This is a genomic window from Pseudarthrobacter sp. NPDC092439 (genome assembly GCF_044754945.1).
GTDB lineage: Bacteria > Actinomycetota > Actinomycetes > Actinomycetales > Micrococcaceae > Arthrobacter.
The window spans coordinates 96,141-110,827 of the sequence record NZ_JBIVQB010000005.1; the positions used below are offsets into that span (position 1 = coordinate 96,141).

At 67.2% G+C, this 14,687-nt stretch carries 16 protein-coding genes; 8 read left to right on the forward strand and 8 right to left on the reverse strand.

Annotated elements, in window-relative coordinates:
- Positions 1-25 precede the first annotated feature (25 nt).
- From ACIQCM_RS12075 to ACIQCM_RS12085, 3 genes are all read right to left on the reverse strand, one after another.
- Entirely contained in the window at positions 26-1,906 is a 1,881-nt protein-coding gene (locus tag ACIQCM_RS12075) for a bifunctional sugar phosphate isomerase/epimerase/4-hydroxyphenylpyruvate dioxygenase family protein (RefSeq protein WP_400607251.1), read from the reverse strand.
- Positions 1,906-2,787: a shikimate dehydrogenase gene (locus ACIQCM_RS12080; protein ID WP_400607248.1), complete on the reverse strand. Its 882-nt coding sequence runs from the start codon at positions 2,785-2,787 to the stop codon at positions 1,906-1,908. The genes ACIQCM_RS12075 and ACIQCM_RS12080 overlap by 1 nt, the downstream gene beginning before the upstream one ends.
- Positions 2,788-2,913: 126 nt before the next feature.
- Positions 2,914-3,741: an IclR family transcriptional regulator gene (locus ACIQCM_RS12085; RefSeq protein WP_400607246.1), complete on the reverse strand. Its 828-nt coding sequence runs from the start codon at positions 3,739-3,741 to the stop codon at positions 2,914-2,916.
- A gap of 233 nt (positions 3,742-3,974) precedes the next feature.
- On the opposite strand from ACIQCM_RS12085, the gene ACIQCM_RS12090 reads away from it, so the two are divergent.
- A complete protein-coding gene (locus ACIQCM_RS12090; protein ID WP_400607244.1) occupies positions 3,975-5,294 on the forward strand; it encodes an MFS transporter in 1,320 nt (439 codons plus the stop codon).
- A 99-nt stretch (positions 5,295-5,393) separates the two neighbouring features.
- Here the strand turns inward: ACIQCM_RS12090 and ACIQCM_RS12095 are convergent, their stop codons facing one another.
- On the reverse strand, positions 5,394-6,482 hold the full coding sequence (locus tag ACIQCM_RS12095) for an ATP-dependent DNA ligase (RefSeq protein WP_400607242.1): 1,089 nt from the start codon (positions 6,480-6,482) through the stop codon (positions 5,394-5,396).
- A 98-nt stretch (positions 6,483-6,580) separates the two neighbouring features.
- Entirely contained in the window at positions 6,581-7,075 is a 495-nt protein-coding gene (locus ACIQCM_RS12100; RefSeq protein WP_400607240.1) for a hypothetical protein, read from the reverse strand.
- Between the two features lie 214 nt (positions 7,076-7,289).
- On the opposite strand from ACIQCM_RS12100, the gene ACIQCM_RS12105 reads away from it, so the two are divergent.
- The 3 genes from ACIQCM_RS12105 (at position 7,290) to ACIQCM_RS12115 (ending at position 10,314) form a co-directional block, all read left to right on the forward strand.
- Entirely contained in the window at positions 7,290-8,264 is a 975-nt protein-coding gene (locus ACIQCM_RS12105; RefSeq protein ID WP_400607238.1) for a TIGR03885 family FMN-dependent LLM class oxidoreductase, read from the forward strand.
- A complete protein-coding gene (locus ACIQCM_RS12110; RefSeq protein ID WP_400607236.1) occupies positions 8,261-9,955 on the forward strand; it encodes an alpha-amylase family protein in 1,695 nt (564 codons plus the stop codon). The genes ACIQCM_RS12105 and ACIQCM_RS12110 overlap by 4 nt, the downstream gene beginning before the upstream one ends.
- Positions 9,956-10,077: 122 nt before the next feature.
- The gene (locus ACIQCM_RS12115; protein ID WP_400607234.1) at positions 10,078-10,314 is read left to right on the forward strand and encodes a hypothetical protein; all 237 of its coding nucleotides are present in this window, start codon (positions 10,078-10,080) and stop codon (positions 10,312-10,314) included.
- A 321-nt stretch (positions 10,315-10,635) separates the two neighbouring features.
- Here the strand turns inward: ACIQCM_RS12115 and ACIQCM_RS12120 are convergent, their stop codons facing one another.
- The 3 genes from ACIQCM_RS12120 to ACIQCM_RS12130 are packed head-to-tail and all read right to left on the reverse strand — an operon-like array spanning position 10,636 to position 12,216.
- On the reverse strand, positions 10,636-10,923 hold the full coding sequence (locus ACIQCM_RS12120) for a MoaD/ThiS family protein (protein ID WP_400607232.1): 288 nt from the start codon (positions 10,921-10,923) through the stop codon (positions 10,636-10,638).
- Positions 10,916-12,013: an exo-alpha-sialidase gene (locus ACIQCM_RS12125; protein WP_400607230.1), complete on the reverse strand. Its 1,098-nt coding sequence runs from the start codon at positions 12,011-12,013 to the stop codon at positions 10,916-10,918. The genes ACIQCM_RS12120 and ACIQCM_RS12125 overlap by 8 nt, the downstream gene beginning before the upstream one ends.
- 2 nt (positions 12,014-12,015) lie before the next feature.
- A complete protein-coding gene (locus ACIQCM_RS12130; RefSeq protein ID WP_400607228.1) occupies positions 12,016-12,216 on the reverse strand; it encodes a hypothetical protein in 201 nt (66 codons plus the stop codon).
- Between the two features lie 243 nt (positions 12,217-12,459).
- Here ACIQCM_RS12130 and ACIQCM_RS12135 point away from each other — a divergent pair, with 243 nt between their 5' ends.
- From ACIQCM_RS12135 to ACIQCM_RS12150, 4 genes are all read left to right on the forward strand, one after another.
- Positions 12,460-13,215, forward strand: coding sequence for a class F sortase (locus ACIQCM_RS12135; protein ID WP_400607225.1), 756 nt, complete (start codon positions 12,460-12,462; stop codon positions 13,213-13,215).
- Positions 13,216-13,263: 48 nt separating this feature from the next.
- Positions 13,264-13,794 carry a universal stress protein gene (locus ACIQCM_RS12140; protein WP_400607222.1) on the forward strand — a complete coding sequence of 177 codons (531 nt, stop codon included), beginning with the start codon at positions 13,264-13,266 and terminating at the stop codon, positions 13,792-13,794.
- Positions 13,795-14,046: 252 nt separating this feature from the next.
- Entirely contained in the window at positions 14,047-14,388 is a 342-nt protein-coding gene (locus ACIQCM_RS12145; RefSeq protein WP_377216305.1) for a metal-sensitive transcriptional regulator, read from the forward strand.
- A gap of 52 nt (positions 14,389-14,440) precedes the next feature.
- On the forward strand, positions 14,441-14,680 hold the full coding sequence (locus ACIQCM_RS12150; RefSeq protein WP_400607220.1) for a heavy-metal-associated domain-containing protein: 240 nt from the start codon (positions 14,441-14,443) through the stop codon (positions 14,678-14,680).
- The last annotated feature ends 7 nt before the right edge of the window (positions 14,681-14,687 follow it).

Consider the following 14,687-nt stretch of genomic DNA (forward strand, 5'->3'; position numbering starts at 1 on the left):
GGCTGGCTCCTTTCTGGTGCTCTGGTTATCTGCTGGGCGGGTGGGGTTGGCGGTGGTCGTACTGGACTGCATGGCGGACCGGGGCGTTGGGGGCGCCGTAGCCGTCATAGCCGCCGCGGCGCTCCACCATTTCGAAGAACACGCTGCCCACGGTGGCCGTGTAGAAGTGCAGGAATTCGCCGTCGGCGTCGCGGTCATACAGGAGGTTCAGTTCCCTGAGCGTCGCCAGGAAACCGGGTTCGAGATCGAACCGGGCATCCAGGTCCTCGTAGTAGTTGGCCGGGATCTGCAGGAACTCCAGGCCTCGGCGGCGGGCCTCCCGGGCGGTTGACACCAGGTCTTCCACCGCGAAGGCGATGTGTTCCTGGTAGGCCCGGCGGACCTCGCTCTGTGCCTGCTGCACGGGTGCGAGGTTGAGCACCAGCCGGACGGCGGCGTCGGACGTCTGCATGACCTGCGAGCGGACCAGGCCGCTGGGGCTGGGAACCTCGGCGAACGGCTGCGGTTCCAGGGCCAGCGCACTGGTATAGAAGAGGACGGCCTCGTCGAAGTGCTGCCACGGCTGGGCCAGGTTGACGTGATCGATGATGGCGCTGACTCCGCCCGAGGGGTGCTCCAGGCCCTCCCCGAACTCGCGGGTCCACGCGGCGGTGCCGTCGGGGCTGCCCTGGCACAGGAAGATCTCGGTGGAGTCCGGGGCGCAGATGCCCTGGAACACTTCCTCGTCCGCCTGCACCTTCCGGGCCACCACGGGGGCCTTGAGCTGCTGGGCCCGGGCGGAGGCAATCACGGGCGATTCGACGTCGAATCCCAGGGCCGCGATGGCAGGTTCTGCGTGCCGCGCGGCCTGTTCGTTGATGATGACGCGCGCCTGGCCCATGGTCCACAGCTGGACGTCCTTGGTCCGGTGCCGGCCTTCGAAGGCGAAGCCCAGCTGGCCCAGGAGCTTCTCCAGCTGCGCGGTATCGTCCGCCTTGACCTCGGCGAAGTTGAAGCCGGCGGGTTCGTTCACCTTGGGCAGCGTGGCCAGTTCCATGGGATAACGACGGCGGGAGTCGGCGGAGCCCCGGGTTTCCGCTGCGTTCCCGGCGAGCCACTTGGCGCTCTGCTCTTCCAGCCAGATGAGCGAGCGCATGGCGTCCACGGCCGTCCGCTCCACGTCCGCCTGGCGGAAGACGTCATTGAAGACCTCCAGCGAAACCGGTCCGCTGTAACCGGCGCGGATCACGTGGCCCATGAACTTGGCCAGCTCGAACTGCCCCTCGCCGGGGAACACCCGGTAGTGGCGGCTCCAGGACAGGACGTCCATGGAGAGCTTGGGGGCGTCGGCCACCTGGACGAAGAAGATCTTCTCCGCGTTGATGGCTTCGATGGGTGCGGTGTCCCAGTCGCGCGAAAGGATGTGGAACGAGTCCAGGCACGTGCCCAGATTGGGGTGGGCCACCTTTTCTACGAGCCGGTGGGCGTGCTCGTAGTCGTTGACGTACTTGCCCCAGGCCAGGGCCTCGTAGGCGACTTTGACCCCGTGTTCCCCTGCCAGTTCCGCCAGCCGGGACAACTGCTCGGCACGGAAGTCGTCGTCATCGATGGTGGCCGTGGCCACGTTGGAGCAGACCAGGATGGTGTCCATCCCCAGGCGGGACATCAGCGTGAACTTTGCCGCGGCCCGGCGGAGGTTGGCCTTGAGCAGGTCCGGGGTGACGCCGTCGAAATCGCGGAACGGCTGGTAAAGGTCCAGGCCCAGGCCCAGGTCCGCGGCCATTTTCCGGATGTCCTCGGGGCTCAGCGGCGACGTGACCAGGTCCTGCTCGAAGATCTCGATGCCGTCGAACCCGGCGACGGCGCAGGCCTGCATCTTTTCCTTCAGGGTGCCGGACAGGCAGACTGTGGCGATTCCGGTGCGCATCAGGCGGCCACCTCCTCGGCGGCGACGAGCTCCAGGAAGTGCGAGCGCATGCGGTCCGGGTCGGCGTCCAGGCCGGTGAAGATCCGGAACGCGTCTGCGGCCTGGCCCACAGCCATGCGGCCGCCGTCCAGGACGTCGCAGCCCTTGGCGCGGGCGGCACGGACAAGCTCAGTGTCGATGGGCCGGTAGACGATGTCCGCCACCCAGTGGCGCGGTGCCAGCAGGTCAAGGTCAAGGGGTACGCCGGGATGGGCGGCCATGCCCACCGGCGTACAGTGCACCAGGCCGTCGGCGGCGCGCATCAGCTGCGGCAGCTCCGCCGTCGTACGGGCTGTAACGGTGCTTGCGGGGAAGAAGCCGGCCAGCTCGGCGGCGCGCGCTTCGGCGCGCATGGGGTCCACGTCCACCAGGTCCAGGACGCGCACGCCGGCGGTCAGCAGGGCGTAGGCGACGGCGGACCCGGCACCGCCGGCACCCAGCTGGACTACGCGGTCCAGCGCCGCGCCGGGGAGGCCGGAAGCGAGCGCCGAGGCGAAGCCGGAGAAGTCGGTGTTGTGGCCGATGAAGCGGCCATCCCGGATGAGGACCGTGTTCACCGCACCCAGCCGGCGCGCGTCCGGGGTGATCTCATCCAGATGTTCCAGTACCAACTGCTTACACGGGTGGGTGATGTTCAGGCCGTTAAAGCCCAGGACGCGGGCGCTCTGCAGGATGCCGCCGACGGCTTCGCCGTGCAGTCCAAGCTCGAGGAGGTCGATGGGCCGGTAGAGATAGCGCAGGCCCTGCACATCCCCTTCGCGCTCGTGCATGGGAGGCGTGAGTGAGGGCATGACGCCCTCGCCGACCAGTCCCACAAGGCAAGACTCAGTCTGATTACTCATCCGCGCAGCTCCTTTGGTTACGGCACCGGAAGCCGGATGCGGGCCTGCCGCATGGCCAGTTTTCAGTGATGGTGATTACGGTACAGGAAAAGTTTACTCTGCGCACTATGGTTCGTCATGCGAACTCTAGCGCTGCGGAAGTCGGGCAGCCAACTCAGCGGCGGCATCCTGAAGGAGCGGCACGTGGGCTATCAGCTCCGGGAGCGTGAGGCGGAAGACCGGGACCGCCGTGGCCAGGGAGGCGAACGCGAAGCCTTGCGCGTTCAGGAGGGGTACGGCCACCGCCCTCATGCCCGCTTCGTTTTCCTCATCCATCAGCGCATAGCCTTGCCGCCGCACCTGCTCGATCTCCGCCCGGAAGGCTTCGCGGCTGGTGATGGACTTTTCGGTCAACGCCTCCAGCGGCAGGTCCGCCAGCAATTCCTCCCGCTCCGCGTCCTCGGCGAAGGCCACCAGCGCCTTGCCGACGGCGGTGGTGGACAGCGAGCCCAGGTGGCCGGGGTCGCTGGTCACCCGGAACATCTGTGGGCCGTCCACCTTGTTCACGGTCAGGTGATGCCGGCCGTCCCGCACGCTGAGGATGGTGGCCTCGCCGGTCTGTTCGGTGACCCGACGCAGGACCGGCATGGCGGCCCCGGCGAATCCGTGGTGGTTCGAGACCCGCTGGCCCAGCTGGAACACGCGCAGGCCAAGGTGGTAGCGCCGGCCGTCCGGCTCATAGTCGACGAATCCGTCGCGGGCCAGGGAGCCGAGCAGGCGGTACGTGGTGCTGAAGGGCAGCCCGGCGCGCCGGGAGACCTCCGCGGCACTTGCGCCACGCGGCTCGTCACCCAGGAGGACCAGCAGGCCCAAGGCCTTACCCACCATGTCCGTGCGGTCCGGACTCTTGCCCGCAGGCTGCCCCTCATCGTGGGCGGGGGCATCGTTGGCCGCTGTGGCTTGTTTCACACTCATGCCTTGATATTGCCACAATGTGAGAGCTATTTCTAGATTGTGGGTAATTTCTTGACAGGTGATGAGGTTCACAGACATCATTGCTGTATCGCACAAGTAGCTCTCACCATGTGGCTACTCGTCCCGGGTGTTCCCCGACTCCAGCCGCGTACCGCACCCCTGCCCGCACCAAGGCACCAGCGGCTGCGGACCCCAGATCCATCCGCGACAATGTCGTCACACTAAGGAATTCCATGAGCCAGACAACCTCCCAGGCCGTACAGGCCACAACCGGGAACGGCGGCACCCCCAAGAAGGCTGCCCTTGCCAGCTTCCTGGGCAGCGCCGTCGAATACTACGACTTCTTCATCTTCGGTTCGGCCGCGGCGCTGATCTTCCCCACAGTCTTCTTTCCCAGTGCAGATGCCAACGCCGCCATCATGTCGTTTGCCACCTTCGGGTTCGCCTACGTGGCCCGGCCGGTAGGCGCCGTCATCCTGGGCCACTTCGGCGACCGCGTGGGCAGGCAGAAGGTCCTGATGTTCACGCTCCTGCTCATGGGTGCCTCGACGTTCCTCATCGGCTGCCTTCCGGACTTCAACACCGTGGGATGGTGGGCACCGGCCCTCCTGGTACTGGCCCGGCTCTGCCAGGGACTCTCCGCTGCCGGCGAGCAGGCAGGTGCTTCCTCCATGACGCTCGAGCACGCACCGGACAACCGCCGCTCCTTCTTCACGTCCTGGACGCTCACCGGCACCCAGGGTGGCCAGATCCTCGCGGCCCTGGTCTTCATTCCCGTCCTGGCACTGCCGGACGAAATCAAATACGGCATCGGCTGGCGCGTTCCGTTCTGGCTCAGTGCCCTGGTGGTTGTAGTGGCGTTCTTCATTCGCCGCACCCTGCACGAACCCCCGGCCTTCGAAGAAGCGCAGAAGTCGGCCCAGATCTCCAAGCTCCCGGTCGCCGACCTTCTGAAAGGCCACTGGCGCGACGTGCTCCGCGTGATCTGCTGCGCCTTCATCGCCGCCGTCTCCACCGTGTTCGGCACCCTTGCCATCAGCTACGCCAAGACTGTTGCCGGCGTGGACGGCACCACCACGCTATGGCTGGTGGTGGGCGCGAACCTCGTGGCCCTGGGCACCCAGCCGCTGTTTGGCATGCTGGCTGACCGGATCGGCCGCAAGCCCGTCTTCATCTACGGCGCGCTGGCCAGCGCCGTGCTGACCCCCGTGTTCCTGCTCAGCCTGGAATCCGGCAGCGTCCCCCTGATGTTCCTTGCCGCCATCGGCTTCTTCTCCTGCGGCTACGCAGCCTCCAACGCCGTCTGGCCGTCCTTCTACGCGGAGATGTTCAGCACCAAGGTGCGCTTCTCCGGCCTGGCCATCGGCACGCAGCTCGGGTTCCTGATGGCAGGATTCGCTCCGGCAATCGTTGCCGCCATGGGTGGCATCAAGCCCGGCGGCTGGGTCCAGATCAGCATCTTCACCGCCGTCATCTGCTCTGTTGCAGCCATCTCGGCCCTCACAGCCAAGGAATCCTTCAAGATCCCCACCAAGGAGCTCGGCCTCAAGTAGCCCTGGTCTCAGGTAACGGGCTGGCCCGTCTTTGGCGAGAGCCCGCCGTCCACTGTGGATGGCGGGCTCTCGGCGTCTGAACAGGGCCGGCCCGGCAGCCTACGGCCGGCCCGTTGCCAGGACCGAGGCCAGGTTGAAATTCACCGGTTCCTCGAGCTGCGCGTAGGTGCAGGACTCCGGGTCGCGGTCGGGCCGCCAGCGGTTGAACTGCGCCGTATGCCGGAACCGGTCGCCTTCCATGTGGTCGTACCGGACCTCCACCACCAGTTCCGGGCGGAGCGGGACAAAGGAGAGATCCTTCCCTGCGCTCCAGCGGCTGCCCTCGGCGTTGCGCGGTGTGCGCCCGCCTTCCTCCTGTTTGGCCCAGGACCAGGGGTGGTCCTCGAAATCCGTCACCAGGGGCTGCAGCTGTTCATGGAGCTCCCTGCGCCGGGCCACGGGGAAGGCTCCGATCACGCCGACGCTGGCCAGGGCGCCGTCGTCCTTGTACAGGCCCAGCAGCAGCGAGCCGATGGCGTCCGGGCCGCTCTTGTGCAGCCGGTAGCCGGCCACCACGCAATCGGCGGTTCGCTCGTGTTTGACCTTGAACATCACGCGCTTGTCCGGCTCGTAGCGGCCGTCCAGCCGCTTGGCCACAATGCCGTCCAGCCCGGCGCCCTCGAACTGCTCGAACCACTGCCCTGCTGTGTATTGGTCGGTTGTGGCTGCCGTGAGGTGGATAGGGGCGGCGCTGGCTGCGAGCGCTTTCTCCAGGGCCGCCCGGCGTTCTGAAAAAGGCCTGGCGGTGTAGTCATCGTCCCCCAGCCCCAGCAGGTCGAAGGCCACAAAGGCTGCCGGGGTCTTCTGGGAGAGCAGTTTCACCCGGCTGGCCGCGGGGTGGATACGCTGCTGGAGGGCATCGAAATCGAGCCTGTCCCCGGATGCTCCCACCAGGATGATCTCGCCATCCACCACACAGCGCGGCGGAAGGTTCTCTTTGACCGCGGCCACCAGCTCCGGGAAGTAGCGGGTCAGGGGCTTCTCGTTGCGGCTGCCGATTTCCACTTCGTCCCCGTCGCGAAAAATGATGGACCGGAAGCCATCCCATTTGGGCTCGTAGCTGAGGCCGCCGCCGGCCGGAAGACTTCCGATCCCGCTGACGGCCTTGGCAAGCATGGGCGGGACGGGCGGCATCACGGGAAGTTCCATGGTGCCCATTCTTGCCCGTCAGGCGCAGACGGGAAAGGGCCCCGTCCGGATTGGACGGGGCCCTTCACGTGGGAACGGACCTCGGTGACGCCGGGAAACTAGGCGGCGGGAACGGCGGCCGGGTCGGTGACGGGTGCTTCCTCGACCGGCGCTTCAACCACGGCGTTCTGTGCTTCGTACTGCTCGGCCAGAGCCTGGTAGGCGGCCTTCGCCTGGTCCACGGCAACCTGGTTGGCGGCCTTCAGGGACTTCAGCGCCTCGAGGTTGGCGGCGCGGAGGGCCTGGACCTGGTCCTGGGCCGCCTTCTTGGCGGTGCCCTTGGCCGACTTGGTGGCCTCGAGGGCAGCCTTTTCGGCGGCCTGGTAGTCGGCGTGTGCCTGCTTCTCGGCAGCGAGAGCATCGGCCTGGACGGTCTTGAAGGCTGCGAATGCCGCCTCCACCTCTTCGAGGGTGACCGGTGCAGCCACAATTTCCTCCACGGCCACGTAGCCGCTGTCCACGGTGGCGTCAGAAGCGAACGCGGCCCCTGCGCCTGCGCCTGCCATGAGACCGGACGCGAAAACTACTGCTGCCACTTTGGTGATTGCTGACATGTAAAGACTCCATTGGTTTGGGAAGTGTCGCAGCTGGCCCAGCACCAGCCGTCCATTCCAAGGTAGCCAGCCGAAATCGGCGTAGGGGAAACCTTGGGCTGATCCTTGCCAAACCTTTTCCGGGCTGGCTTTTTCCTGCGGGAAAGCTGCACGCATGCTTGCCTTAGCCGGTACAAGCTCGACAGAACACCGCACGGGACGGTAGAGGTTAACGATGGTTACTGTCGGGTTTCACGCATCGCATGAACAGATCAGTCCGGGCCGCCTGCTCCAGGACGTCCAGCACGCAGAGCGGGCCGGCTTCGACGCCGCCATGTGCTCGGACCACATCGAACCGTGGTCCGCGCGGCAGGGCCACTCCGGCTTCGCCTGGTCCTGGCTGGGCGCCGCGCTGGCCACCACGGACCTGCGCTTCGGCGTGGTCACCGCGCCGGGCCAGCGATACCACCCGGCGATCATTGCCCACGCCTCGGCCACCTTGGCCAGCATGTTTCCGGACCGGTTCTGGATGGCGCCCGGCAGCGGTGAGAACATGAACGAGCACGTGACCGGGGACGCCTGGCCGCCCAAGGAAACCCGGCAGCAGAGACTTGAAGAATGCGTGGACGTAATCCGCCGGCTGCACCGGGGTGAGGATGTGACCCACCACGGCCTGGTGACGGTAGAGCAGGCCCGGATCTGGGATGTCCCCGATTCTCCCCCGCCGCTGATTGCCCCGGCCATCAGCGTGGAAACGGCACGCCGGGCGGCCGCGTGGGCTGACGGCCTGGTCACCGTGAACCAGCCGGCTGCGAAGCTCACGGAGATGCTGGCCGCCTACCGGGACAACGGCGGGCGCGGCAAGGCCGTCCTCCAGGTCCACCTGTCCTGGGCGCCCAGCGAGGAGGAGGCCGTGGCGATTGCGCTGGACCAGTGGCGGACCAACACCTTCGCTCCCCCCGTCCCATGGGACCTTCCCACCGCAGGGCATTTCGACGGCGTGAGCGCCACCGTGGGCGAGGAACAGGTGAGGAAGTCGGTTAACGTGTCCGCCGATCCTGCCCGGCACGCCGAATGGCTGGCCGGGTATGCGGACCTGGGCTTCGACGAGCTGTACCTGCACTTCGTGGGGCAGGAGCAGGCCCCGTTCATCGACAAGTTCGCGGACCAGGTCCTGCCTCAGCTCAGGACTGCGGGGGCGTACGCATGAGGATCGCGGAAACCTCGGATCTGTGGTGGAAGAACGCGGTCATATACTGCCTGGACGTGGAGACGTTCTTTGATCACGACGGCGACGGTACCGGTGACTTTGCCGGCCTCACCCAGCGCGTGGACTACCTGGCGGCCCTGGGGGTGACCTGCATCTGGCTGATGCCGTTCTATCCGTCTCCTGACCGGGATGACGGATACGACGTGACGGACTTCTTCGGCGTGGATCCGCGCTTGGGCACGCTGGGCGATGTGGTGGAGTTCATCCGGGCGGCCAAGGACCGCGGCATGCGGGTCATCGCGGACTTCGTGGTAAACCACACCTCGGACCAGCACCCCTGGTTTGTGGAGGCCCGCAAGTCAACGGACAACCCCTACCGGGACTTCTATGTGTGGCGCCCGGATTCTCCGCCGGACACGTCCGACGAAGTGGTGTTCCCCGGTGAGGAGACCTCGCTGTGGACGAGGGACGAGGCCACGGGCGAGTGGTACCTGCACATGTTCGCCAAGCACCAGCCTGACCTGAACGTAGTCAATCCGAAGGTCCGGGACCAGATCGCCAAGGCCATGGGCTTGTGGCTGGAGCTCGGCCTGGACGGGTTCCGCCTCGACGCGGTGCCCTTCTTCCTGGAAACCCGGGGCCAGCCCAAGGACGAGGCCGCCAACCTGGATCCGCACGAATACCTGGCGGCACTGCGGAGTTTCGTGAGCCGCCGCAACGGGAGCGCGGTCCTGCTGGGCGAGGTGAACCTGCCCTACAAGGAGCAGCTGGAGTACTTCGGCGGCCCCGAGGGCAACGAGCTGAACCTGCAGTTCGACTTCATGTCGATGCAGAACATCTACCTGTCCCTGGCCCGCCAGGACGCCCGCCACCTCGGGGAAACGCTGAAAAGCCGGCCGGCCATCCACCCGGACAACCAGTGGGCCATGTTCGTGCGCAACCATGACGAGTTGACGCTGGACAAGCTCAGCGACGGGGAGCGGCAGGAGGTCTTCGACGCCTTCGGGCCGGAGAAGAACATGCAGATTTACGGCCGTGGCCTGCGCCGCCGCCTGCCCCCGATGCTCGGCGGCGATGCTGAACGCCTGCGCATGGTGTATTCACTGATGTTCTCGCTGCCCGGCACCCCCGTGCTGTTCTACGGCGAGGAACTGGGCATGGGCGAGGACCTGAGGCAAAAGAGCCGCGCCGCGGTCCGCACCCCAATGCAATGGACCAGCGAAAAGAATGGCGGTTTTTCCACCGCCAAGGCCTCGGACCTGGTGGCCCCGCTGGTCCGCGGAGAGTACGGCCCGGAGAACGTCAACGCCGCAGCGGCCAAACGGGACCCCGAGTCGCTGTTCAGCTTCATGTCGGCGCTGATCAGCCGCTACCGCGAATCCCCGGAGCTGGGGTGGGGCGAATTCAGCATCATCGACCAGCCCGAACCCGCTGTCTTCGCCCACACCTGCACTTCCGACGGCGGCACCCTGGTGCTGCTGCACAACTTCAGCGAAAAGAAGGTGAAGGCTGCAGGTTCCGTGGCGCCGGAGAACTCTCCGGCCGGAGCCTTCCGGAACTGCCAGCTGCTGGACCTGTTCGACGGCGAGAACGCGGCCGTGGAACCGGACGGCACCTTCAGCGTGGAGCTGGGGCGCTATGGTCACCGGTGGTTCCGCCTGCACCGCAAGGGCGACCGGCTGGCGCCGTGAAACCCGCAGGGTGCCAAGAACTAACAGCCGCCTAACCGCGGGGAAACAGGGACGCAACATCGCCGGGCCACACTGGAGGTGCAGGCAAGAGCCGGCACCCGCTCCAGCCAGGAGGTCCCGCCATGTTGAAGAAAGCGACCCCGCAGGTTACCCGCATCCGCGCCCTGGACCAGTTGCACCGCGGCGACGAAATTGAAGCACGCCTCTCAGTGGGCCCGTCTTACGATGACGTGGTGGTGCGCCGCGGCAGCGTCCAGGAAACGGCGCCGGGCATCGGCGTGGTCTGGATCCTGGACCGCATTACCGGCCTGCGGAAAGCCATCAATACGGACGAGTGCAGCGTGTGGCGCGTTGCCTGACCGGCGCCCCCTCGCGACGCTCTCTCACGCAATGCGCTTAAACTCCCAACCCTCTCTCACTTGATGCGCCTGAAACCCAAACGCTCTCTCACCTTCCGGTGGACAGGTGGCGGTAGGTGAGAGAGCGTCGCCCCGGCAGCGGCATTAAGTGAGAGAGCGTCGCCCCGGCAGCGGCATTAAGTGAGAGAGCGTCGCCCGGGCAGCGGCATTAAGTGAGAGAGGGTCGGCAGGCAGCGGGGGCAGGCGTACGACGGCGGCCCACCCGGCCGTGGCGCGGGCGCAGTCAGCAAGGACTGCCCGCAGCCGCGGCGGCTCCGGGGGTCAGCCGCCGGCCACGGACTGGATGACCAGCACTTCCTGCCCCGGAACGACCTCGGTGTCCAGGCCCTGCAGCCGCCGCACCTCGTCGCCGTCCACGTAGATATTCACGAAGCGCCGCAGTGTTCCGGTCTCGTCCCGCAGCCGCCGGCCGAGCACCGTGAAGTCAGCGGTGACCGCGTCAAGGAGCTTCGCCACCGTCAGCGGACCGTCGGCGGGCGCAGTCAGCACGGACTGCCCGCCGGCGAGGGGCTGCAGGACGCCGGGAAGGACCACCCTGATCTCAGCCACCGGCCACCACGGCGGCACGGACGCAGAGGACGTCCGGCAGGTGGGCCGCCACCTCGGTAAACGTTTCGCCTTGGTCCGCACTGGCATAGACGGAGCCGCCCCGGGTCCCGAAATAGACGCCGGCCGGTTCCGCAGTGTCCACGGAAGCGGCGTCACGAAGCACGCTGTTGTACTCCCGGTCGGGCAGCCCGGAATCGTGCCTCTGCCAGGTGGTCCCGGCGTCGTCCGTCCGGTGCACGGCGAGCTCGCCCCCTGGCGGGATGCGTTCGCCGTCGGCCTTCAGCGGAACCACCCATGCCGTGCCTGCCCGCCGGGGGTGGGCCAGCATCACGAAGCCGAAGTCCGCCGGCAGGCCATCAGCGATGGATTCCCAGGTGTCACCGTTGTTCTCCGTGCGGTAGACGCCGTGGTGGTTCTGGGCATAGAGGCGGCCGGGGACGGCGGCATCGGCGGCGATCTTGTGCACGCACTGGCCGAACTCGGGCTGGGGATCAGGCATGAAGTACGCCGAGATGCCGCGGTTCCGGGGCTCCCAGGACGCGCCGCCGTCGGACGAGCGGTAGACGCCGCCCGTGCTCATGGCCACATGCATGGTGTCCCCGTCCGGCTGCACCGCGATGGAGTGCGCCGCTGCGCCGCCGTACCCGGCGCCCCACTCGGGGCGGTGTGGATGGTCCCAGAGACCGCGGTTGAGCTCGAAGTGTTCGCCGCCGTCCGTGGATTTCCAGAGCGAAATGGGCTCCGCGCCCGCCCAGACGACACCCGGCCGGGACGCAGCATCCGGATGGATCTGCCAGATCCGCTCCACCGCCGTCTCCGTGTCCGCGGGGAAGCTGATGGCGCCCTCTATCGGTTCGGACCACGTGGACCCGAGATCGTCCGAGTGGGCTACGGTGGGTCCCCAGTGTTCGCTGCGCACGCCCACCATGATCCGGGTGCGGCCTTCCCGCGTGTCGATTCCGATACTGGGAATCTCGTTCATCAGGAAGTGCGGGCCGGTGAAGGACCATTCACGGCGGTCACTGCTGGTGGCCAGCCACAGGCCTTTCTTGGTGCCGATCGCCAGGAGGTAGCTCTCTGCTGCCGTCACGGCTAATCAACGAATTCCGATTGCGTTTCGATGAAATCCCAGTCGGCCTCCGTCAGCACGGCAGCCGGGTGCTCCGGGGACGGTCCGCCTGCCTGCGCGATGCCCTGCAGCACGGACTGCGGGATCTCCGCGGCCCGGAGGTTCTCCCGCAGCCATTCCTTGCTGGCGAGGTCCAGGTCCAGCCACCACATGAAGATTTCCATGCCTTCACGCCCTTTCGTCAGTTTCAACGTTAGGCGCGGGAGCTGGGCCCGACAAGGGAGGGCTGAACTCCCGGACGGAGGGCCGGAAGGTGGCGCGGCCGCGTTTTCCGCGTAGCTCTGCGGCCGTCCCGGTACCCGCTTCGGAAAAAGACGGGTACCGCCCACCCGGGACCGGCCGCCGCGGTGTTCCTAGCCTGAGAATTACCAACCTTGCCCGATTCCCCGCAGCGCACCAGGAGCATCATGCGCATGGAACGCAGCCGCCATACCGCCCCGCGCGGGGTGCCCTGGTGGCGGTGGGACCGTGCCGACGCGGCCATCCTGATGTGCGGCGTCCTGGCCTTCCTGGCCATCACCTTCGGCGGGCCGCTCTTTCAGTACGGCAGCAGCCTGACGCTGGGCGAAGGCGTTCCGGACGGCACGGCGGCAACGCCACCCGCTCCGCTGCCCGCCGCCGTCGTGCCTTCCCCCACGCCCGCCGCCGCGCCGTCACCCACCGCTGCACAAAGTACGACGCCGGCTCCCGCGTCCGCCTCCGCGTCCCCGCCCGGGCCGGTGCTTCCGGCCGCCGCGGCGCCGCTGCGGGTCCGGTACCCCGCCGCCGGCTTCGACGTTCCGGTGCACCCGCTGAAGCCGGACAGCCGGGCCAGGACCATCGAACCGCCGCCCACCAGGGACGGGTACTGGCTCAGCCCGTACGGTTCCCCGGGCGCAGGATCAACCAACACCACGTACGTGATCGGGCACAGCTGGGACGGTGCGGACGCCCCCTTCAACCACCTCAGCTCGCAGGCGGCGAAAGGCGACCGGTTCGCCGTCGACACCCGGTCCGGGACCATCACCTACCGCGTGGAAACCGTCACCACCTACCTGAAGTCCACCCTGGCGGACAGCTCCATCTGGGACGTGGTGCCTAACCGGCTGGTGCTCATCAGCTGCTACACGCAGGACCTGTGGGGAAAGAACGTGGTGGTCATCGCCTCGCCGGCACCCGCGTGACGGGACCACGGCCTGTTCAACGATCACGGCCGGGCAGACAATAAGGGTATGGCCGCTGAAGAGTCCCGTTTGCCTCCACTGCTGGTGGGGGTGGTCCCCGGGCAGCATCCTGAGGTCCTGGCCACGGCAGCCTCGCTGGCAGTACGCCTGCGGGTCCCGCTTGCCTGCGCCTACGTGGACGAGGCCAGCTATGTGGTGGAGTGGGACCCGGCACGCTCAGCCCACCGGCTGTCCCCGCATCCTGACGCGGACGACGCGGACATGGCCGTGCTCACCGCGGGGTTGAAGGAGGAGATTACCGGCGCAGTATCCGCTGCCGGCGGGAACGCCCCGTCCCCGCAGTGGACGCTGCAGACACTGACAGGGGACGCTGCACGCGCCCTGGGCCGGCAGGCCGCAGAACTGGGCGCGTCAATGATCATCGTGGGCACCTCGGAACGCGGCCTCGCCCACCGCATCTCGGAGGCACTGAACGGTTCCGTGGGGACGTGGCTGAGCCACCACCAGGACCGACCTGTCCTGGTGGTTCCGCCGCGCCGTCCCGCGGGCCCGGGCCCGGCAGACCGGCGCGGAAAATAAAGCGAAAGAAGTTATTCGCGGTAGTGGCGGAGCACCGCACCAGCCCGTAAGCTGGACCAAGCAGGCCGGATCCCCAGGGCTTCCGGAACTGCCCAAAAGCTGCTCCGGAGTGCGTATCCCCCAATAACGCACTCCGGAGCTTTTTTGCGTTCCGGCTGCCTTTGGGTGCCGGGCTGTCCATGCGTCGCCGCCCGAGGCCATACCCCCTGGGGGTACTTGCGTGGATACCCCTCAGGGGTATATGTTGTGGCTATGGAGCATACGGAAGAGACGCTGGCCGGCGTCGGGGGCCCAGCCCCGCAGCACGGTTATTCCGGCAACAAGGACGCCTACCTCCGCCGGCTCAAGCGGATTGAGGGCCAGGTGCGCGGCATCGCGCGCATGGTGGATGAGGACAAGTACTGCATCGACATCCTCACACAGGTGTCCGCTGTGACCAAGGCGCTGCATGCGGTCAGCCTGGGGCTCATGGAGGAGCACATCGGCCACTGCGTGGTCGGCGCAGCTGCCGAGCCGGACCCGGAGGCCCGCGCCGAAGCCATCGACGCCAAAGTCAAGGAAGCGGCGGACGCGATCGGCCGCCTGCTCCGCTGAGCACCCCCACCAAGCCCCCGGCCACCGCCGGCACACCGCGAAGGAGCACGCCATGAGCACCACCTCCCCCACCACCACCCGGGTCAGCGTTTCCGGCATGACCTGCGGCCACTGCATCTCAGCCGTTACCGAGGAACTTGAGGCCCTTGAGGGCGTCCAGGACGTTGACGTGGACCTTAACGCCGGCGGCGTGTCCACCGTAACCATCACCTCCGCCAAGGAACTCTCCCCTGCCGAAATCGGCGAGGCAGTGGCGGAAGCCGGCTACCTCGTCGTCGCCAACGAAGCCTAGGAAAACC